14 protein-coding genes, 1 tRNA gene, 1 pseudogene and 1 CRISPR repeat array are annotated in these 21,854 nt (G+C 45.6%); of the genes and pseudogenes, 10 read left to right on the forward strand and 6 right to left on the reverse strand.

Features of this window, described 5'->3' with window-relative positions:
- Window positions 1-260: 260 nt before the first annotated feature.
- Both RMO55_RS05735 and RMO55_RS05740 read left to right on the forward strand, forming a co-directional pair.
- A pseudogene (locus tag RMO55_RS05735) lies at window positions 261-2,207 on the forward strand (AMP-dependent synthetase/ligase).
- Window positions 2,208-2,372: 165 nt separating this feature from the next.
- Window positions 2,373-2,822: a YlqD family protein gene (locus RMO55_RS05740; RefSeq protein ID WP_310424732.1), complete on the forward strand. Its 450-nt coding sequence runs from the start codon at window positions 2,373-2,375 to the stop codon at window positions 2,820-2,822.
- A gap of 192 nt (window positions 2,823-3,014) precedes the next feature.
- Here the strand turns inward: RMO55_RS05740 and RMO55_RS05745 are convergent, their stop codons facing one another.
- Entirely contained in the window at window positions 3,015-3,980 is a 966-nt protein-coding gene (locus RMO55_RS05745; protein ID WP_310424734.1) for a hypothetical protein, read from the reverse strand.
- 420 nt (window positions 3,981-4,400) lie between these two features.
- Between RMO55_RS05745 and RMO55_RS05750 the strand changes: the two genes are divergently transcribed.
- The 3 genes from RMO55_RS05750 (at window position 4,401) to RMO55_RS05760 (ending at window position 7,442) form a co-directional block, all read left to right on the forward strand.
- Window positions 4,401-5,672, forward strand: coding sequence for a dihydrolipoamide acetyltransferase family protein (locus tag RMO55_RS05750; protein WP_310424736.1), 1,272 nt, complete (start codon window positions 4,401-4,403; stop codon window positions 5,670-5,672).
- Between the two features lie 196 nt (window positions 5,673-5,868).
- A complete protein-coding gene (locus tag RMO55_RS05755; protein ID WP_310424738.1) occupies window positions 5,869-6,543 on the forward strand; it encodes a PEP-CTERM sorting domain-containing protein in 675 nt (224 codons plus the stop codon).
- A 206-nt stretch (window positions 6,544-6,749) separates the two neighbouring features.
- Window positions 6,750-7,442 (forward strand): hypothetical protein, encoded by a 693-nt coding sequence (locus tag RMO55_RS05760; RefSeq protein WP_310424740.1) that lies wholly within the window; start codon window positions 6,750-6,752, stop codon window positions 7,440-7,442.
- A gap of 205 nt (window positions 7,443-7,647) precedes the next feature.
- On the opposite strand, the gene ctpB is transcribed toward RMO55_RS05760, so the two are convergent.
- Entirely contained in the window at window positions 7,648-8,958 is a 1,311-nt protein-coding gene (gene ctpB / locus RMO55_RS05765; protein ID WP_310424742.1) for a carboxyl-terminal processing protease CtpB, read from the reverse strand.
- 221 nt (window positions 8,959-9,179) lie between these two features.
- The gene (locus tag RMO55_RS05770) at window positions 9,180-9,989 is read right to left on the reverse strand and encodes a PD-(D/E)XK nuclease family protein (protein WP_310424744.1); all 810 of its coding nucleotides are present in this window, start codon (window positions 9,987-9,989) and stop codon (window positions 9,180-9,182) included.
- A gap of 239 nt (window positions 9,990-10,228) precedes the next feature.
- On the opposite strand from RMO55_RS05770, the gene ldpA reads away from it, so the two are divergent.
- The 5 genes from ldpA to RMO55_RS05795 all read left to right on the forward strand — a co-directional run bounded on the left by ldpA (window position 10,229) and on the right by RMO55_RS05795 (window position 16,474).
- Entirely contained in the window at window positions 10,229-11,368 is a 1,140-nt protein-coding gene (gene ldpA, locus RMO55_RS05775) for a circadian clock protein LdpA (RefSeq protein ID WP_310424746.1), read from the forward strand.
- 377 nt (window positions 11,369-11,745) lie between these two features.
- Window positions 11,746-13,506, forward strand: coding sequence for a R3H domain-containing nucleic acid-binding protein (locus RMO55_RS05780; protein WP_310424760.1), 1,761 nt, complete (start codon window positions 11,746-11,748; stop codon window positions 13,504-13,506).
- Window positions 13,507-13,689: 183 nt separating this feature from the next.
- Window positions 13,690-14,679, forward strand: a complete 990-nt coding sequence (locus RMO55_RS05785) for a hypothetical protein (RefSeq protein ID WP_310424748.1) — start codon at window positions 13,690-13,692, stop codon at window positions 14,677-14,679.
- A 133-nt stretch (window positions 14,680-14,812) separates the two neighbouring features.
- A complete protein-coding gene (gene queG / locus RMO55_RS05790; protein WP_310424750.1) occupies window positions 14,813-15,766 on the forward strand; it encodes a tRNA epoxyqueuosine(34) reductase QueG in 954 nt (317 codons plus the stop codon).
- A 36-nt stretch (window positions 15,767-15,802) separates the two neighbouring features.
- On the forward strand, window positions 15,803-16,474 hold the full coding sequence (locus RMO55_RS05795) for an HAD-IA family hydrolase (protein WP_310424752.1): 672 nt from the start codon (window positions 15,803-15,805) through the stop codon (window positions 16,472-16,474).
- Between the two features lie 273 nt (window positions 16,475-16,747).
- Here RMO55_RS05795 and RMO55_RS05800 read toward each other — a convergent pair whose 3' ends face one another.
- The 3 genes from RMO55_RS05800 to gndA form a co-directional block, all read right to left on the reverse strand.
- The gene (locus RMO55_RS05800; protein ID WP_310424754.1) at window positions 16,748-18,832 is read right to left on the reverse strand and encodes a recombinase family protein; all 2,085 of its coding nucleotides are present in this window, start codon (window positions 18,830-18,832) and stop codon (window positions 16,748-16,750) included.
- Between the two features lie 125 nt (window positions 18,833-18,957).
- Window positions 18,958-19,031 (reverse strand) — tRNA-Asp (locus RMO55_RS05805).
- Window positions 19,032-19,410: 379 nt separating this feature from the next.
- Window positions 19,411-20,802 (reverse strand): NADP-dependent phosphogluconate dehydrogenase, encoded by a 1,392-nt coding sequence (gene gndA / locus RMO55_RS05810; RefSeq protein ID WP_310424756.1) that lies wholly within the window; start codon window positions 20,800-20,802, stop codon window positions 19,411-19,413.
- 174 nt (window positions 20,803-20,976) lie between these two features.
- A CRISPR array of direct repeats spans window positions 20,977-21,805; the repeat unit is 37 nt; unit sequence GTTCCAATCCTCATCCAGCCCGAAGACTGGATGCAAC.
- The last annotated feature ends 49 nt before the right edge of the window (window positions 21,806-21,854 follow it).

The raw sequence follows: 21,854 nt of genomic DNA on the forward strand, positions 1-21,854 counted from the left end.
CATTGTAGAGATCGCCTGCTGATTGGGAGAATTGCTGAAGAATTGCAGGATAGGATGAGCGATTCATGAATTTTCTCTACTCAAGCATCTAGATTTACAGGCTATTGCTAACATTAGATCGATTTAATGTTAGCCACCTGACGTTCTGTCACAATCGATCGACTATCGACACCCAACAGCAGCTAATCTAGAAATATCGAGAAAGCTAAATGAGATAGCTTCGGACAGTTTATATTAAAAAGTTTATTAGGACAACTATTATGACAATTTCTAAATTAGCTAATGATACTTACGCAATGACCGATCGCGAGCGGCAGAATCTCAGCCAGACGATCGATTATAGTCAGATTAATTCTATCCCTGAAATGTGGTCGATCGTTGCAGTAAAGTGTGGATCGGTAGTTGCCTTAAATGCACCCCATAACAAACCATAAATTAGTCTGACATACCAAGAGGTAGCTACTCAAATTAAATTATTTGCGACTGGGCTACAAAGCTTAGGAATTCAGCCCCATACTGGTGTCGCTTTATTTGCTGACAATAGCCCTAGATGGCTGATTGCGGATCAAGGAATTATGATGTCGGGGGCATTTAATGCTGTTCGTAGCTCTCAAGCCGATCCGCAAGAATTACTCTCAATCTTAGATAATAGTCAGGCGCGAACATTAGTAGTTGAAGATCTCAAGACACTAAAAAAGATCGGTAGTAAATTAGTCGATCTGTCAATTAGTTTAATCATTCTGCTCTCTGACGAAACCCCCGATCTAGAGCTGCCAATTAAACTCATTAACTTTGCTCAGACGATCGATCTCGGACATAGTGCAAGTTTTACCCCCGTTGCTCTGAAAAAAACCGATTTAGCAACCCTAATCTATACTTCAGGAACTTCTGGCAATCCCAAAGGTGTGATGCTTACCCACGGTAATCTCCTCCATCAAGTCAATACCTGCGGAACAGTTATTCCCGCAGTTCCGGGCTGGGAAGTATTAAGTATTTTACCGTCCTGGCACAGTTACGAGCGATCGTGTGAATATTATCTCCTGTCTCAAGGCTGTACGCAGATTTACACCAATATTCGCTATTTCAAGCAGGATTTGAAGGATTATCAGCCAAAGTGTCTGGTGGTAGTTCCGCGCCTATTAGAATCGATTTATGAGGGCATTCAGAAGCAATTTCGCGAGCAGTCTCCCAAACAGCAAAAGCTGGTAAACACACTCTTGGAGTCGAGCAAAAAATATATCGAAGCACGGCGGATCGTGCAAGGTTTGAGTCTGGAGTGTCTCGCACCTAGTCTGAGTCAAAAGTTAAATGCCCGCGTTCAAATGTCGATTTTAGCTCCAATTCATGCGATCGCCGACAAGCTCGTCTACACCAAAATTCGGGAGGCGACTGGTGGCAAAATTCAGAATATTATTAGTGGCGGCGGTTCTTTAGCCAAGCATATCGATCTGTTTTTTGAGATTGTTGGCGTTGATGTTCTCGTCGGCTATGGTTTAACTGAAACTGCACCGATTACCAATGTCCGTCGTCCCTGGCAAAATCTTCGCCTCTCATCAGGAAAACCATTACCAGGTACCGAAATTAAGATCGTCGATGTCGAAACTCGCCAACCAGTCTCGATCGGTCAAAAGGGATTAGTATTAATTCGTGGTCCTCAAGTGATGCAGGGTTATTACCGCGATCCTGAAGCTACTGCCAAAGCGATCGATCCTGACGGCTGGTTTAATAGTGGTGACTTAGGAATGCTTACGGCTAATAACGATCTAACGATTACCGGACGCGCCAAAGATACGATCGTCCTGAGCAACGGTGAAAATATCGAACCCACCCCGATCGAGGATGCTTGTCTACGCAGTCAGTATATCAGTCAAATCGTCCTCGTCGGTCAAGACCAAAAATCCCTCGGCGCACTGATCGTTCCTAATTCTGAAACTCTGCAAGCATGGGCGGATAGTCAAAACTTATCGTTAGACTTGACTACAGATCTCAGCGAAAACTCTAAAATTTTAGACTTATACCGCAATGAACTCAATCGCGAAGTCAAAAATCGGCCTGGCTATCGTGCGGATGACAAGATTGCTGTCATTAAGCTAATCTCAGAGCCATTCTCGATCGAAAATGGACTGCTGACCCAAACTCTTAAAATCCGTCGTCCAGTCGTGATGGAACGGTATCACGGTATGATTAACGAAATGTTTGCTCGCTAAATAGGGAATAGGGTATGGGGTATCGCCACTAGCCACTAGCCACTAGTACCAAACGACAGAAGTAAAGCACCCATAGCAATCGATCGGGAAGATAAAGAACTAATACTTCTGACTCCTGACTTCCGCATAGCGGTACTAGCTACTAACCATCAAAATTACCTAATCATGGATCTACCAGAAACTCAACTATTACTCAAACGAGTCGTCAATATCAAAGCCGTAGTTACTCAACGCTGGAAAGACGAAACTCAGCAGCTACTCCAGACGCAAATTAGCGAACTAGATGGACAACTTCAACAGTTAGAGATTCAGGGACAAAGAGCAGTTGCCGAAATCCAGAAGCAAAGTCTACAACCGCCTGGACCTCAGGTGCTCCAACAGATTGAAAGCATTCAAATGCAAGTAAATCAGCAGAAAAGCGAACTGCTAGAACAAAAAAACATGGCATTACAACAACTCCAGCAAGTTCAATTTCTCGAACTCAAACAGGAAGTCAGTCAAGGTCAAGTTGAAAGCCACTTCTCTGTCAAGCTAGGCGATAATTTGATTTCCAAAATGAATGTAGAAGTCCTGCTACATGATGGAGTCGTGATGGAAATTCGAGGGAATATCTAAGAGGATGTTTTTATACCTATGATTGTTGTAAATCTCCCGATTGTCCCTTTATAAAGGATCGATCGGGAGATTTTCAGGGTCTATGAATAACAAATCATACTTTTCAAATATTCTCTAACGTATAAATTGGTTGGAGATAACAGGGGGCTATCTGACTAAACTTTTCCCAGTCTTCCCCCACCATTCGATCGACTATTCTATTTGTTGCTGTTTACGCTTCATCAAAAAACGTGTACCGAGACAAACGCCTAAAACGATAAAACCTGATGTAGAACTTGGTTCGGGTACTGGTGTTGTTGGTGTTGATGCCGCACCCCCAACCAGCCGAAGAGTTGGTACACCATTGACATCAACCATCGTAATTCCAGTAACAGGTTGAATCGAAGTAGCTAAAGTTACTAAATTAATACCGATCTGTTGTTGGTTTGTTGTATAACCAATTAAATTGCCGCCTTCAAATGTTAGTCCAGAAACCCTTCCCGAATTAATATTTCCAAGTAAAGTAACCTTACCAGTCGCAGAGATCGAAAATAGACTACTATTGTTCGGATCGTTAGGAGTAGCGGAAGTAGTCAAAAATTCATTAGTGTAAGGGTTAAAAACGATATCACCAGCGTCACCAAGACTAATTTTATTGCCGTTAGCATCCTCAAAAAAACTAAAGGCAGTAGGATTAAAGTCAGCAACACCAGACCCACTCAGCGGAATTGATGTGGCAATACCATTCAAAGTGTTAATGCTATAAAAACCAAGATCTCCAACGAATTTACCATCTGCATTTGGAGTTCGACTTTTACCTGCAATTCCAAACAGATTATTCTTGTTATCAAAGCCTAAACCAGTCATCCCCGTTACGCCTAGATTGCCTTTGATTTCTTGGGTGTCAGTTCCTGGATTTAGTTTATACAATTGGTCGTAAGTAACACCAAATAAATCGTTTGTGGTACTTAAAGCTATGTCGGTTAGTTGTAATGAACTCAAACTATAAGGAGTACTAATTCCGGTTGAAGAATCGACTTGCCTGACTTCCGTAGTATTACCAGGTGGACGAAAAGTACTAATAAAGGATACCGCCCGTGCCGGAATGGCTTCAGTTAACGCGAGTAGTGTTATGCTTCCACACATTAAATACTCGATCTTTTTTCCTAATTGGATCATTCTTTAAATTCACCCTGAATGTAGATTGGCAGATAAAACTGTTGGTAGATTTTGCATGTATTTTTTGCAACACACAATTAAAAGTTAGCGTGTTTCGATGGAATTGTAAACGCGCATTTTGGCGGATTTACAGAAATATATTTGTCAGTAAATAGTACTTTTAGCTGTTGCCATTTTAGTCAAAATAAGCTGTAAATTTAAATGACTTAGAGTTGGTTGCGATCTCAAAATCACTGTAATGTTTAACAAGGTTTCAATTCTCCCGTCCTTTCGACTCCTTACTTATCAGGGTTGAAATCACGTCAAAACAGGTGCTTTTAAACAGAGAGTCTTCCTCTTCCCCTATCCTCTGGTCTTAACTCTAGGCTAAAATAGGAAGTCGCAAGCTCAACCTAACTGTTCGATCCTAGAATATCCATCATGGCAATACGCGAAGTTTTCATGCCTGCTCTAAGTTCCACCATGACTGAAGGCAAGATCGTCTCCTGGCAAAAATCGCCAGGGGAGAAAGTCGAAAAAGGTGAAATCGTTGTCGTGGTGGAATCCGACAAGGCAGATATGGATGTTGAAACTTTTTATAGTGGCTTTATTGCTACCATCATCGTTCAAGCTGGAGAGTCTGCTCCTGTGGGATCGGCAATTGCCTTAGTCGCTGAGACTGAAGCTGAGATTGAGGTTGCCAAACAACAGGCGAATGGTAAATCCCAACCTGCTGCGACAACTACATCTGCACCTGTGACAGCTACCACAACGATTGCTATCCCCGCGACAACTATATTGCAAAACACGACTACCCTCAGAAGCGATCGACCTGTAGTTTCGCCCCGCGCCAGGAAATTAGCCAAAGAATATGGTGTGAGTGTTGAAACTCTCAACGGTACTGGTCCCAATGGTAGAATTACGGCTGAAGATGTCAGCACCGCCGCAGGTAAAGCACCAGTAGCTACGATTCAAAGCGTATCAGCAACTCCAGTCGCCGCAGTAGCCCCAACTACAAGCCTCCCTGTTAACGTACCTTCCGCTCAAGTAGTTCCCTTCAATACGCTTCAATCTGCTGTCAACCGTAACATGATGGCGAGCTTATCGGTACCAACATTCCGCGTTGGTTATACGATCGAAACCAACAACCTCGATAAACTATACAAGCAAGTCAAATCTAAGGGTGTCACCATGACAGCACTGCTAGCCAAAGCAGTTGCCATGACTCTCGCCAAACACGCCACAGTTAACGCTAGCTACAACGATGCAGGTGTAAGCCACCCAGGTACGATTAACATCGCCGTCGCCGTCGCCATGCCCGATGGTGGCTTAATTACCCCCGTGCTTCAAGGTGCTGACAAACTCGATCTCTACTCCCTCTCTCGCATGTGGAAAGATTTGGTCGATCGAGCGCGGATCAAGCAGTTGCAGCCCCAGGAATACAGCTCTGGTACCTTTACCATCTCCAACCTCGGAATGCTCGGTGTCGATCGGTTTGATGCCATTCTACCCCCAGGTACGGGTGCGATTCTCGCCGTCGGTGCATCCCATCCTCAGGTAGTCGCCAGTGAAGATGGTACTTTCGCCATTCGTCGTCAAATGCAGGTAAATATGACCGCAGATCACCGGATCATCTATGGTGCTGATGCTGCTAATTTCCTCAAGGATTTAGCTCTATTGATTCAAACTAACGCTCAATCTTTAACGCTCTAAATCTACACAGAAACCCAATTTTCCTAAAAAGTCGGGTGTCTGAACCGCGCCAATCGCTCTAGCAGTTGCGATAAGTAATTACTCGGATAGATGGAATCGAGTAAAAATAAATTCAGTATTTGTACGAAGTACAAATACTGAATTTATTTTTATGGTGGAGACAGATAAAATCTCAAAATTACTGCGTCTATCTACCATGCAAAAATCAATCACATCATCCCTATTGCTTGGCGTTGCTACCACTAGCATCACTAATCTAGCTCTATTTTTCGGTACAAATTCAGCCCAAGCTGCAACAGTCCAGTTTACAGATTTAGCATCATTTCAAGCAAATACGACTGGACTAACAACTATCGACTTTGAAGGATTAGCTGGACCAGGAGGTATAGTTAATTACCCCTCTTTAACTACTGGTGGGGTTACTTTTACAAGTGGTCAGTTTATATATGTTGTGGATTCAGCGTTCGGTTCACCAAATTTTAATTGGGGTTCCGGTGCATCTTTAATGGCACCAGGCGCGACTTTACTTACCGCTACTTTGCCACCTGGGGTAACTGCTATTGGTAGCGATATTATGAGTGAGGTGCTGTACAGTAAGCTTTTTGACATTACACTCTCAACTGGTGAAACATTTAATCTACTTTCGCTTGCTCGTCCCAATCGAAAGTTTATTGGTTTCACTTCTGATACAGCTATTTCTTCGATCTCCTTTCTGGCTAGTGGGACAAGAACAGAAATAGATAACTTCACATTTGGAATGGCTAATACTGCTGCGACATCTGTCCCCGAACCTTTTACCATTATCGGTACATTAGTCGGCGGTACATCGGCACTGCGGATGAGAAAGAAACTTAAATCTGTGCGTAAATAAGCTACGCAAATATCCACTCATAAACCCGACTTTTTCAAAAAGTCGGGTTTGTTTGATTAACGATCAATCGAAATATAAAGCCTTTATGCAAGCTTTATAGCTTACTTACCACACAGAAAAATTGAGCAGTTCTGCGGAGTACACTTTCTCGATCTGAAAATTATTATGTAACTAGATAAACCTTTAAAACTGCTTAATTATCTAGTATGCAAAGATCGATCTCCTCCTCACTAGTGCTTGGATTTGCAACCACTGGTATCACTACTCTAGCTTTACTTTTCGGTACAAATTCAGCCCAAGCCGCAATAGTCCAGTTTACAGATTTGGCATCATTTCAAGCTAACACAAGTGGGTTGACCACGATCGACTTTGAAGGATTAGCTCCAAGGGGGAGTTATGAAAATTACAGCATTACTGGCTTAACAAATAGTGGCGTTAAGTTTACAGGTTTATCTAGCTACTATGGCTATTTGTATGTGATGGATTCAGCAGCCGCTCCCATTTATTATGATTGGGGTGGTTCTGGTGCGGTGCTTTTGGGCGATTATAATGGCACCATTACTGCTACTTTGCCATCTGGTGTAACTGCAATTGGTAGTGATATTATGAGCGTAATAAGTTATGCGTCCCCGTTTAACATTACACTTTCAACTGGTGAAAAATTTAATCTAAATTCACTTAATTATCCCGATCGTCAGTTTGTTGGTTTCACTTCCGATACAGCAATTGCTTCGATCTCATTTCAAACTATGGCTGGATGGGCAGAGTTAGATAACTTCAGATTTGGAACTGCTAGTACTGCCACATCTGTGCCAGAACCTTTTACTATTATCGGTACATTCATCGGTGGTACAGCCGCATTTAGGATGAGCAAAAAACTCAAATCTGCGCGGAAATAAGTACAGTGCCAACAGTTGTTCCAGCGTTTTGGATAGACTAATTGCAGTAGCAGAAATAACTTATACTAAGAACGCTTAGAAGCTGGACTTTTGAGAATTAAGCGACATCCCCGACTTCTCCAAGAAGTCGGGGATGTGTCTTCTAGATTCTCGATCCGCGAAGTCCAATATCTAGACATTTTTAGTACGTCTAGGGCCGCTAATACTAGCGATTGCTACTGACTGCGGAAGGTTTGCCAGAATTAGCCCGATTTTGTAATACACCGACCGCGCGGAGATATTGGGGATCTTGGGCACTTCCCATCAAGGCGGGAGAGTCGGCAAGGTTGCGTTGCTCCATAAAGTTGAGATCTACCTTTACGTCAGGGGTGACTCCTTTATGGCCAATATCGGTGCCATTGGGAGTATAGTAGTGAGCTACAGTGACCGCCATCCCCGAACCATCGGAGAGGGAGTGTACGGATTGAACTAGAGCTTTCCCAAAAGTTTGAGCACCAACTATCTGTGCGCGGCGATTATCTTTGAGTGCGCCTGCCAAAATCTCGCTGGCACTGGCGGAGTTACCATCGACTAAGACAGCCATCGGGAGTTGAGTCAACGCACCTTGAACTGCTCGAAAATCTTCATTTCCACCTTTACGATCGACTGTTTTAACGATCGTGCCATTATCTAACCACATTCGGGCAATTTCGACACTAGATTGCAGTAATCCACCAGGATTTCCGCGCATGTCTAGTACATATGCACTAACTTGCTGGCGATTGAGATCTTTGATCGCCTTTTGCATCTGCTCGGAAGAATGAGAGCTAAATTCTGACAGTCGGATATAGCCAACTTTGAGCGCACCTTCCTGTTTGACAGCAGAGAATACCGAGGATACTTCAATTTGGGCGCGGGTGAGGGGAATATCAAATGGACTCGCTCCACCCCGCGCAATTTTGAGCGTAATCGATTTACCAATTTCCCCGCGAATCAGCGTAATCGCACTTTCCAGGGTCATATTTTTGGTAGACTTACCATCGATCGCGACAATTGCATCCCCAGACTTGATCCCAGCTTTGGATGCAGGCGAATTTTCGATCGCTTCGGCAACTACAAGCTGCTTGGTGCGGGGGTGAGCTTCTAGTCGGATGCCGACACCAGACATTTCACCACTGGTTTGATTGTTCAGTGATTGAAACTGCATCGGGTCCATGAATCGAGTGTAAGGATCTCCCAATTTTCTCAGGGTCGATCGAATGGCGACATATGCTTCTTGGCGACTGGTATAATTGCGTTTGAGCAATTCCATTCTGGTGCGCTGCCAGTCTAGGCGATTAAAAGTACCGTCTACATACTCACGGTTGACAATCTGCCACGCCTCATCCACGATCGCTTTAGGACTATCTTTAAACGCTGCAATGGCGGAACTGGAAGAAATTGGTAATAATGTCGCCAAACAGGCTCCAGTAAACATTGCTCCGCGCAGAACTAGTTTATGTTGCCAAACAGATCGGAATGCAGATGGTTGGATCATAGGGTCAATTGTGGCATTCTTGGGATGTATTGTCGATCGTCCCTCGGACAGACAATCGTGTCTTTGCTAATCTAACTCAATCTCGATGAATTTGCTGCACAACAAGTGCTTTTACGTTAATCTATGTTAAAAAACTTAATAAAGATTAACTTAGTGGTAAATTTGGAGTAGACTTTTGCTCATGATTTTAGCTACTGGAATTTGGATTGTCACCGATCCAGTCAAATTGGGAGTGCTGGAAGCTGAAAGAGATCGATATCTGTGAAAGTTAAGTTGTTTGGGGCTGGTGTATCCGGATGTTCGCGATGGCACCGAGTGGCAAAATTACAGCGATCGCACAAACCTAATGACGCAGATACTTGTGGAAAAGGTTCCAAATCGGCTCGTTGGCGTAGCCTTTCCTTTGGAGAATCGACATCCAGCCAATTTGTTAGTTTATTTAATAATGCCAGTAAATCTAACTTGGTTTGACGATGTTGCTTGAGCGTGTAATTAATCTTTACCGATTTGGGTTTTGGGGTGGATTGGATAAACCAGTAAGTAAATGCCATCTGTTTGGGTACATAATCGCTGGTTTCGGCGAGCAGATATAGGTACAGTCTAGTTTGCCATTCGAGATCTAGATCTTGTTTATATCTGGGCAGTGGGTAAGTTTTCCAATCGATAATATCCGCCCGTTCTGGTTGTAGAATCAACAGATCGTAGATAGCCGTAAATAAATAATTATCGATTTCTAGCGTCCGCACATGCTCGCTCTCTCGCACGGTTTGGGAATTTGTCTCAAACAGTTCGGGTGCTGTTTGGAGCATTGCTTGCACCCAAGTATTTAATTGGGTCGATCTCGCTAAAATTGGTTCGATGGGTAGTCCCAATTCTCGCTGGTGCATTAGCCAATGAAAGTCACTCCCCAACTGAGTTTTGGACTGTTGGGTTGGGGATATGGGCAATGTTAATCGATCGCAATAGGTATACTCAAATTGACGCGGACAGGTTTCGAGAATTTTGAGATGTCGTTGAGATATTCGCAGCATTCAGCGGTGGAGGGTAGGGACACGGTGCGTTGGTTCGTGAGAGATCGAATTCGATCGCATTACAGAAAATTAACATCGATCGAGATTCCTAGCCACCAACCCATAAATATCGATATAATTCAGGCATCGGACTTTGATTAACCTAGCGTAAAGAAAGGTAACTGCCATGAACATTTTTACTCGTTACGCTTAACACATTTCCACCATCAACGGTGTCAGAAAAATTTATCTAAGTCGCAGTGCAATATTCTTCACCCTTGAATTCATTAGCGAAGGGGACATGGTTTAAACTTATCTGTGGTGCTAGCTTTGGGCACTTACCAGCCATCCGCAATCTGGCGATCTCCTATACATTAGCAGGAGCTGATTGTATCGATGTAGCTGCCGATTTAGCAGTAATCGCCGCAACAAAAGATGGGATCGGAATCGCCCAAAAATTAGCGCGAGCAGATCGAGATCGGCGATATCCAATGATGGATATGCCGCTGTTGATGGTGAGTTTAAACGATGGTACCGACCCCCATTTTCGCAAAGCAGAATTCGACTCATCACAATGTCCAACAGATTGTCTGCGTCCGTGCGAGCGAATTTGTCCGGCTGATGCAATCGGTGTAGCGGGTGTGATCGATGCTCGTTGTTATGGCTGTGGGCGGTGTTTGCCAATTTGTCCCTTGGGATTGATTACCACACGAGATCGAACTGCAACTCCTAGTAGTATTGTCCCCGCTCTCACAGCAGAGGATGGTATCGACGCGATCGAAATTCACACTCAGGCGGGACATTTAGCCGACTTCCAAAGATTGTGGCAGATACTGGCACCAGTCGCCCATCATCTGAAATTGCTGGCGATTAGTTGTCCCGATAGTAGCGAATTAATCTCTTATCTGCGATCGATCCACGCTACCATTGCCGCAACTTATCATCCGCAGCCACTCCCATTTTCACTCCTCTGGCAAACCGATGGGAGACCGATGAGTGGCGATATTGGTGCGGGTACGACTCACGCAGCAATTAAATTAGGTGAAAAAGTCTTAGCAGCCAATCTACCAGGTTACGTACAGCTAGCTGGAGGCACAAATCACTACACCGTTCCCAAATTACGGGAACGCAGACTTGTTCGGGGTGTGGGAAGTATGGGGAGTGTGGGAAATCTATGGGTTGCAGAAAACGATAATTATACTGACAAGTACGTCCACGGCGTTGCTTATGGAAGTTATGCTCGTGTTCTACTCTCACCAATTCTCGATAAATTGGATCTGCTCGATGACAATCCTGGAAAATTAGAGAGCCATCCAGATTTATTATCGGCTGCTGTGTCGATCGCACAGGATTTAGTCGGACAAATTAAAGGATCGAATAACATCCCAACCCGCCTCTAACTCTTTCTTTCTCTGCGCCCTCTGTCTTGATGTCCTTGTCTTGAAAAGGTGCTTTACTTGCGGCGTTTTTATTCGGGGGCTCCCCCCGAATAAGAAAACGACAAGACAGGGGAAACCCCAAGACCACTGGGCGGGTCACCCGACCAGCAGCACTTTTCGCAAACAGTAGGGGAACCCCACGAGCGGACATCGCTGCGCTTCTGCGGTTTAAAAAAGATCGGAGATGCTGCGTGGATCTACTCACCCAGACTATAAATGTCCTGTCTGCGGCACCCCTGTCTTGTCGGTTTTTTATTCTGGGGTTCCCCCAGAATAAAACCGCCGCTCCGAGGAGGGGATTTTACCGAGATCGGCTCAATCAAAAACAATCACCTGTAATGGACGAAAATTTAAGTTTAGGTAGAACACAAATCACCGACGATCTTGGTGATTTATTAGCCGTGTTGCCAGAGTCAATTCGGATCGCCCTAGAAAGGCATCCCAAACTCAGCATCCTGATTGAAGTCGTGATGGACTTAGGGCGTTATCCCGAAGCGAGATTCCCCGACGGCGCGGAATATCTCAGCGAAGTAGCCATAACCAAAGCCGAATTACAGTATTGTGTCGATCGATTGGGTTCATTTAGTGGTGACAATCGCGCCGGAATCGAGCGTACCCTCCACCGAATTAGCTGTATGCGAAATCGGACGGGCGAAATTATCGGTCTCACTTGTCGGGTTGGGCGGGCGGTTTATGGCACGATTAATATGATTCGCGACCTGGTAGAAACAGGGAAATCGATTCTGATGTTGGGTCGTCCTGGGGTCGGGAAAACCACCGCCCTGCGAGAGATTGCCAGAGTTCTAGCCGACGAACTCGGTAAGCGAGTCGTAATTATCGACACCAGTAATGAGATTGCTGGCGATGGCGATATTCCCCATTCAGCCATCGGGAGAGCCAGACGAATGCAAGTCGCTCGTCCCGAACTACAGCATCAGGTCATGATCGAAGCTGTTGAAAATCATATGCCCCAAGTCATCGTCATCGATGAAATCGGTACAGAGTTGGAAGCCCTCGCCGCTCGGACGATCGCCGAACGCGGCGTACAATTAGTCGGTACCGCCCACGGTAATAAACTCGAAAACCTACTCAAAAATCCCACCCTCTCCGACTTAATCGGTGGAATTCAAGCAGTCACCCTCGGCGATGAAGAAGCCCGCAGACGAGCATCCCAAAAAACCGTCTTAGAGCGCAAATCACCACCCACCTTTGAAATCGCGGTCGAAATGCAAGAACGCCATCAGTGGGTCGTCCACGATAGTGTCGCGGAAATGGTCGATACCCTCTTGCGTGGTCGTCAACCGACAACCCAATTGCGGACAGTTGACGACACTGGTAAAGTGACCATCGTCCGCCAACTTCCCGAACCAGGGAAAAATGGTTTGATGCCACCTCCCGACGCGCCCAAATCGCCTCGTGGCTGGCGATCGACAGGCAGAATGACCCCAATAGCGACCATGCCCACCACCCTAGCTACAAATGCCTCTCAAGCCACTCTCGAAGCAGATCTAGGATTCGCTCAACTACTAGAGCAGAATTGGGATAGCGATGAAGCGACGTATTCGGAAGCTGTTACTGGTGCTAATGGTGAAGATCTACCACTCCACGTTTACCCTTATGGGATCGGGCGCGACGAATTGGAGCAGGTGATCGAGGTGTTAAATCTACCTGTGGTACTAACCAAAGACATGGGTAATGCCGATGCCGTATTAGCTCTGCGGACACATATCAAAAATCACTCCAAACTACGTCAAATTAGCAAGGTACGCCAAGTCCCGATTTATAGCGTCAAATCGGGGACGATTCCCCAAATCACCCGCACGCTGCGACGGATGCTGCACATGGATAATCCTGGCATCCCCGAAGAAGCAGATTTGCGGTTATTTACACAGCACGGGAGTAATGACGAGGTAGAAGCTTTAGAGGAAGCTCGATTAGCTGTCGAGCAAATCGTGATTCCGAAAGGTCAGCCTGTCGAATTATTACCTCGATCGAGTACCGTGCGCAAGATGCAACACGAGCTAATCGAACACTATCGGCTCAAATCTGCTAGTTTCGGCGACGAACCCAATCGGCGACTGCGAATCTTTCCAGCTTAAATCTCAGATTTTGCTAGTACTAAGCGGCGTAAGTAAACCTACTATTAACAAAGGCGGATACTTCAAAAATTGCGACAAAAACTCGATCGATAAGTGGGAATACTAGTCTTGTGGGGTTGTACTCAAATTACTAATTTGTCAGACCCCAAAAGAGTGCTATTTCAAAGATCGCGAGCTAAATATATGCTGAACTTTTCAAACAAACTAGACCGATGGGAACATTTGTGGAGTAAACAAAATATCATTTATTGGGCATTTGGTTGGTCGGCGTTATCGCTACTTACTTATATCTTTTTTAGTGGCCCAGCCCAAGGCGCAGAGCGACCATTTTGGTATCGCATTTTTACTGCGTATATCTTACAAAATGTGCCTTCATTAGTGGCTGGATTACTGTGTCTTAGAAATGGATTGAGCCGACGGATGCCCAGCGGAAGCCGAGTTTGGTTACTGATGGGAATAGCTTTAATATCTTACTTTGTTGGAAATATTTTCTTTAGTTCGTGGGAATTAGTTTGGCACCTCAATTCAACTGGTTCGCTCGGCGATCCTTTTTTCACGATCTTTTATATTTGTCTGTCATTCGCAATGGTGTTGGCGATCGCCAGTAAGCGCGTTCGGTTGAACATATATCAATGGGCGATTGTTGTCGCAATCGGTGTTTATGCAGCAACGATCGCCATGTGGATTCTCAAGCCTGCAGTGGCTAATCTTTCAGCACCAGTCGAGCCATCGGTTTCGATCGTGCAAACGCAAAATGCCGCAACGGTTTCAGATCGAACTACTGCACCCGATATCAGCAAGCCAGAGAGCAATCCAACTACAGATGCACCCAGATGGGTAATGTTTTTTGATGGTATTTTGAAGCCTTACGGTCAAAAATTAAACATCTTTTATGTCTGGTGTGATGTTGCCTTATTTGTGCTCGCAGTCATCATGATTTTAGGTTTTTGGGGGGGAAGACTCAGCAATGCTTGGCAGATTAATGCTCAGGCGATTATTTGCTTCTATATTGCTGATATGTGGTTTGCCTATGCTGCAAATCAGATTAAGGACTATCAAGTTGGGTTTATGTTAGAAGTCTTTTGGATTCTCGGCTCCATCCAATTTGGTGTCGCTGCGGGCATCGAATTCGAGCATATGCGATCGCGCCAAAAATATGGTGGAATGGATTAACTCACATCTTGCATCAGAACGCAGCTACTAGTGAATAGTGAATAGTCCCTAGAAGTAAGTTTTGAGGATATTCTCATCAGTTCTATGTATTGGTGCAAGATCCAAGTTTACCCTTTCCCCTTTCCCCTTTACCATGAACGATCTCCATCAACAGATCGAAGATCGCGCTCGTGCTATCGGCTTCCATGCTGTCGGTATTGCCTCGATCGACCCTCATGATACCCAAACTGCGGCCACACGTCTGCAAGAGTGGTTATCGTTGGGCTATCAAGCTGATATGGCATGGATGTCCGATCCGCGTCGTCAGGATATTTATCGACTGATGCCTTCAGCAAAAACAGTAATTGCAGTCGCGCTCAATTATTACACCCCACACCAACGTCCAGAAGATCCAGCTTATGGCAAGATTGCTCGCTACGCTTGGGGGCGTGATTATCACAAAGTTTTGACGAAAAAACTCAAACAACTAACTAATTGGCTGATCCAAGAATTTGACGGTGTAGAGGCACGTTATTACGTCGATACTGGACCGATTCAAGATAAGTTCTGGGCACAAGCTGCCGGAATTGGTTGGATTGGTAAAAACGGAAATGTCATCAATCGTCAATATGGTTCGTGGATATTTTTAGGGGAAATTGTCACTAATCTCCAACCAATTCCTAGCGATCCCCATTTACAACACTGTGGCACATGTACGCGGTGCATTTCTGCTTGTCCGACAGGTGCGATTATAAAACCTTTTGTTGTCGATGCCAATAAATGTATTGCTTACCATACGATCGAAAATCGTGCGCCGATCTTACCACCAGAAATCGCCAATAATTTAGAAGGTTGGGTGGCAGGTTGTGACATTTGTCAAGATGTCTGTCCGTGGAATCAGAGATTCGCCAAACCTACAGATGTAGACGATTTTCAACCTTACCCTAGTAACCTGGCTCACAAATTAACCGAACTGGGATCGCTCACAGATGAGTTGTGGGATCGCAGCTTCACAGCCTCTGCATTGCGTAGAATTAAACCAGCGATGTGGCGACGGAATGCTACCGCCAATCTTCAGAAATTAGGGTCGCAATCGATCGTTAATTAGATTACAATTCTAACATCAGCCTCGGCTTCCTCCCACATGCACAACAACTCTAAACTCGTCATTTTTGACTTTGATGGCACCTTAGCAGATACTTTAGGTGCGTTGATGCGAATTAGCAATCGATTGGCACCAGAATTTGGCTATCCACAAATTAGCGATGCTCAGTTTGCTAATCTCAAATATCTAAGTTCCTGGGAAATTATCCGGTTTTCCAAAGTTGCCTTGTGGAAGCTTCCGTTCTTATTGAAACGGGTGAAAGAAGAATTTCCAGGGGAAGTTCGGAATGTAAAATTATTTCCTGGCGTAGTCGAACTATTAAATACGCTCAAACTTCAGGGTTATCGATTGGGAATTGTCAGTTCCAATGCCGAGGCAAATATTCGATCGCTCTTGAAGCAACATCAGATCGAACATCTGTTTGATTTTGTCAACACTGCGTCCACTTTTGGCAAAGGCAAGGCAATCGGGCGGTTAATTAAGCAATATCAATGCTCTAAATCCGACGTAATTTATATCGGCGACGAAATTCGCGATATTCAAGCTGCTCGATCGATCGCCATTCGGATCGTCGCTGTAGGCTGGGGCTTCAATGCACCCACAGCTCTGATGGACAAACAACCCGATCTCCTAATTACCAAACCCCTCGCCCTAATTAATGCCTTGGCAAGGTTTTATCCTACTCCGACAAGTCAGTTAGCCTGTTTGTGAATGGTAGATGGTGAATAGTGGATAGTCGAGCTATTAGACCTTCTGCGAAAGTAAAAGCTGAATCATTTTCAATACTGTTTTCATCTAAAATTCCCCCTATTTCCTATTCCCTGTCTTGAAAAGGTGCTCTACTTGCGGCTCACCTTTGGACGGGTTCCCCGTCAAAAAAGGTGAGACAAGACGGGGGAACCCCAAGACCGCACTTTTCGCTATTCCCTGACTTTCGCAGGAAGTCTATTGTGTTGAAGGGCTGGTTGTTCCCGAACCCCGAATTCAATCTACCCCATGCACTAAGGTTAACAACGCACCTATTTGCTCCTGTCCATTAATTGCTAGATCGCTATTACAGAGGTAAAGTCGATTGTCTACCCGATGAAGTAGATCGCGCAGGATTCGCTCTAACCGTTGTTCGTCGATCGTTTGGGTGTCAGCTTCCGTCCATGATTTGCCCGTTGGCGCAGTCTCTCCTCTGGAGAATCGATTCTTGAGTAGTAGATTGGCACCATAGAGCGTCGCCGCCCCACCTTCTGCCCATAATGGCGATCCGACATCCAACCAAAAATGATAGGGATGCGATCGCTTGCTAGCACGGTATTGAAAGATATTCGAGAGAGTGACGGATTGCTTCTGTGGTTGCAATTGACTGACGGGATAGGGATTTGCACTAACGGTACCCTGGCGGAGAAGGAGGATAAATTGAGCGGTAATTTGATGAGTCGATTGGAGATATTCGGCTGTGCTGTAGGTACGTTCGACAACTTGCCAGTAGTGTTGGGCGGTTTCCATCAATTCCCGCAGGGCTGAAAGTCTGTCGAATGGTAAATAACTACCTTGCTGGAAAAAGTACCCAATCGCATCTGTTAATAAATTTAGGGGCGATGGCTGTTCCTCTCTTACTCGATCTACCCATCCGAGAATTCGATCGTAAGCCTTCGCAGTACTCGCACCAAGTCGATCCCAGCGCGGAAAATTAGTATAGGGTAGCAGGCGCGGCTGGGATAGGGAGGGCGCGAAACAATAGTCGGCGAGTAAGCCCGCTCTAACAGGATCGATAGATGTCACAAGCGGAGTCTGGGGTGGATAAATTGGGCTGAGGGTGACGAGTAAATCGGCAATTTCATCGCGACTGGTGAGTTGTCCTAAATTAGGATAAGTTAACGCCATCAGGGTGAGCAGAGCGCGAACGCCAGGATCGCTATTTAATGGTAGTTGGGCATTAAGAGAAGCGATCGGGATCTGATGTCGTGCGAAAATATCGGTAATTGTCGATCGAGAAATTGCATCTAAACCAGGGGCGATGATTGCAATATCGCCAGGTGCAACTTTCCCGCTGGTAATTAGTTCGATCGCTTTTAAGGCTGTCGCCTTGAGCATTTCGCCACGGGTGCGAGTTTCGATCGATCTAATGCTACTGGGAAGAAGTGGCGGAGTACCTGGCTCGATAACAGCTCGAACGATCTCATCGACATTTGACGAACTATCCGTAAATAATGGAGTAGCAATCGAGTCTAGATAAATAACTCGATCGCATCGAGATTTCAAACCTAATAAATAATCGGGATCGGCACTCAAACCCAATCGCACCATGCCATTATGATTGTAACTAACAGCACCCAAAACACCAGCATCTAGTAAATATTCACAAATTTGTCGTCCGATCGCGGGATAATCATCAATATCGTCAGCCAATAGCACCCAATATCGATCGCGTAAATGCTGTTGATACTCAGGTAACGGTAATAAATGCCGCCAGTATAACTCCGTCATGATGCCATAAGTCAGCAATCCTCGATCTAGACACCAATCTCGCCACTCGCTGGCTAATGACTCTACACAATCGTAAATTTCACTAGTAGATCCAAACCCTTGAGACAGTATTTCTGGTAAAGATTCTAATGGAGTGCAACTATAAGCCGCCAACTGGAGTAGATCGAGCACCCGTCGCACAAATCGGTACTCAGAGGGGGCTATTTCGCGCCAGTTGAGGCGTTCTAGTGCCGATCGCCACAATTTAGTCGCTAGCTCTTGTTCTGTCTCTGGGCGCAATCTCAGCGGGAAGTAAGCGGGTAAATTTAAGTGCTGAATTAGCAGCGGATAAAATAACAACACTTCATCCTGAATAAACCCGATCGTTGTTTTTGCGGAAATTGGATATTTACCTTGAGTCTTCGCGCTCAATCTATCGCCAAAATCTCGCTTACTATCATCATTACCCGCCAAAACTAAAATTTTGGCATCTCGACCTGACTGTTTACCCAGCACGACTCGCGCTTCCAACCACTGACAAAACTGAGTAACCAGCGCGTCTGTCTTCCCACTGCGCGTTCCACCCTCAATCCAAATTGCTTTAGACAGCACACTTTTAGCTCCAGGTCAGACATTCATAAGTAACTATATACTAATAATCCCCTGTCGTTAGAACAGGGGATTATTAGTTGTAACTATTATCTTGCTGGAGCAAAAGAACTCAAGCTAGACTTTAACGGGACTGACGGGACTCGAACCCGCGACCTCGCGCGTGACAGGCGCGCGCTCTAACCAACTGAGCTACAGTCCCATTTATTCAACAGTTATCATTATGCATTGTTTCCACAGTGATGTCAAGTGGTTGGGGTAAAGGTCAGCAATTCCAAATTCAAACCTATTCCCATATGTCGTAGATGGCGGGTGTCTTGTCGTTTTTTTATGCGGGGGTTCCCCCCGCATAAAAACGCCGCTTGATGCTAGAAATCCTCGCAACGCACCATTAATGGCGAAACGAACCCGCCCAACCCCACCAGCAACAATCAATTATTGGTGGAAAATCGGTAAAATATCTTGAATTTGGAATTGCTGGGTAAAGGTTGGGGTGTTGGGGTGTGTTGATGAAGCTCTCACTCTCATACTCCCCCACCCCCACGCCCCAACACCTACTTAGTCCACTCCGTATGGAATGCTTACGATGCTGGCTTATCTACCCGTTTGTAAGTATGGGCACCAAAGTAGTCCCGTTGAGCCTGAGTCAGGTTTTGGGGGAGATTGGCGCGGCGATAGCTATCGAAATAATCCAGCGATGCACTAAAAGCAGGAACGGGGATGCCCAATTTAGCAGCTTGAGAGATAACTTCGCGCCATGCTGTTTGCCTATCGAGTACTGTTTGGCGGAACTCGGTTGCTAAGAGCAGGTTTGGTAATTTTGGATCTGCTTTGAAAGCATCCTTAATTTTATTCAGGAATCCCGCCCGAATAATACAGCCACCCTTCCAAATCCGCGCGGTTTCGCTCAGATTTAGGTCGTAATTATAAGCAGTGGACGCTGCACCGAGTAATGCCATCCCTTGAGCATAGGAACAGATTTTCGAGCAATACAGCGCATCGCGCACCTGGTCGATAAAGACCTTCACATCGCCTGTAAACTTGCCTTCTGGCCCTGGTAGAACTTGTGAAGCAGCTACCCGTTCGGTTTTAATCGATGAGATAATCCGTGCGTTCACAGCGGCAATAATCGTCGGAATCGAGACACCTAACTCTAAAGCACTCTGAACAGTCCAACGTCCAGTACCTTTCTGTCCCGCAGCGTCAAGAATTAATTCAACCAGGGGTTTATTAGTTTCAGGATCGATATATTTAAAGATATCGGCAGTGATTTCAATCAAGAACGAGTTGAGTTCGTCGGTTTTATTCCACTGACTAAAGACTTCGTGCAACTGCTTATCGTCTAAACCAGCCACATTCTTGAGCAAGTCGTAGGCTTCGGCGATCAATTGCATGTCGCCATACTCAATCCCGTTATGCACCATTTTCACATAGTGCCCAGCTCCACCTTTGCCGATGTAAGCAACACAGGGGCCATCGTCTACCTGAGCGGCGATTTTGACGAGAATGGGTTCGAGGTTACGATAGGCTGCTTCTGAGCCACCTGGCATCATGCTGGGGCCATTCAGTGCGCCTTCTTCGCCACCACTGACTCCCATGCCGATGAATGTTAGTCCAGAGTCTTCGAGTTCGGCGGTGCGTCTATCGGTATCTTCAAAGAGGGAGTTACCGCCGTCGATGATTACGTCACCTTTGGAGAGAAAGGGTTTGAGTTCTTGGATGACTGCATCGACTGGTTTGCCTGCTTGTACCATCAGCAGGATTTTGCGGGGTGTTTCTAGTGCGGCGCAAAATTCTTCGATCGTAAATGCCGCTTTGACATTTTTCCCCTGAGCGCGGGTTGCCATGAATTTATCGGTCTTTTCACGCGATCGATTGTAAACGGCGATGGGAAAGCCATTGCGCTCGACGTTAAGGGCTAGGTTTTCACCCATTACAGCTAGACCGATGACACCAAAGCTTTGTAGAGACATAAGTATAGAAAATACTGGAGATGTAGGGTTTGCTTGCGCTTCACCTCACCTTAGCTCGATCCCCATTTTTTGGGGGATTTTAGGTAAATGTTTGTAAAGCTAATCGCACCAGATAACACCCAAAGGCTGAATGCAACAACATGATTGCACCCATAGCCGTCCATCTACCGCTGTGTTCCAATCCTCATCCAGTCTTCGGGCTGGATGCAACTTCTTACCTGCTTCTGTTCGCGATCGGGTGATGAGGTTCCAATCCTCATCCAGCCCGAAGACTGGATGCAACGTCACCTGGGGCAAATGCCCACGGGTTATTGACGTTCCAATCCTCATCCAGCCCGAAGACTGGATGCAACTTGAGCTGCTCAAGAATCCACTCGATCGAGTGTGGATGTTCCAATCCTCATCCAGCCCGAAGACTGGATGCAACAATTCCGATGGGTCGGTGCGGCTCGATCGATTTGTGGTTCCAATCCTCATCCAGCCCGAAGACTGGATGCAACCATTGGTGGGATAAGAGTCGGATAACCTGAGACGTTCCAATCCTCATCCAGCCCGAAGACTGGATGCAACCATATTATCGGTTAACTTGTCGGAATGGTATCCGATGTTCCAATCCTCATCCAGCCCGAAGACTGGATGCAACAACTTGTCTTATCGGCGATGGCTTTACAGGCTGGGTTCCAATCCTCATCCAGCCCGAAGACTGGATGCAACTATTTGGTATCAATACCATCTCTTATTGTGCTAGAGTTCCAATCCTCATCCAGCCCGAAGACTGGATGCAACATCGTTTGTTGTACCCTAGCCACTGCCACGCGAGATCGTTCCAATCCTCATCCAGCCCGAAGACTGGATGCAACAGTCAAACCAACGATCGTCAAAACTACCTACTACGTTCCAATCCTCATCCAGCCCGAAGACTGGATGCAACGACATTGAAATCACCTCCACATGAGTTTATTCGACGTTCCAATCCTCATCCAGCCCGAAGACTGGATGCAACGTCGGAGAAACGAGAGCGGCAAGCCTAGTGAGTCGTTCCAATCCTCATC

The sequence above is a fragment of the Chamaesiphon sp. VAR_48_metabat_135_sub genome (genome assembly GCF_031418915.1).
Lineage (GTDB): Bacteria > Cyanobacteriota > Cyanobacteriia > Cyanobacteriales > Chamaesiphonaceae > Chamaesiphon.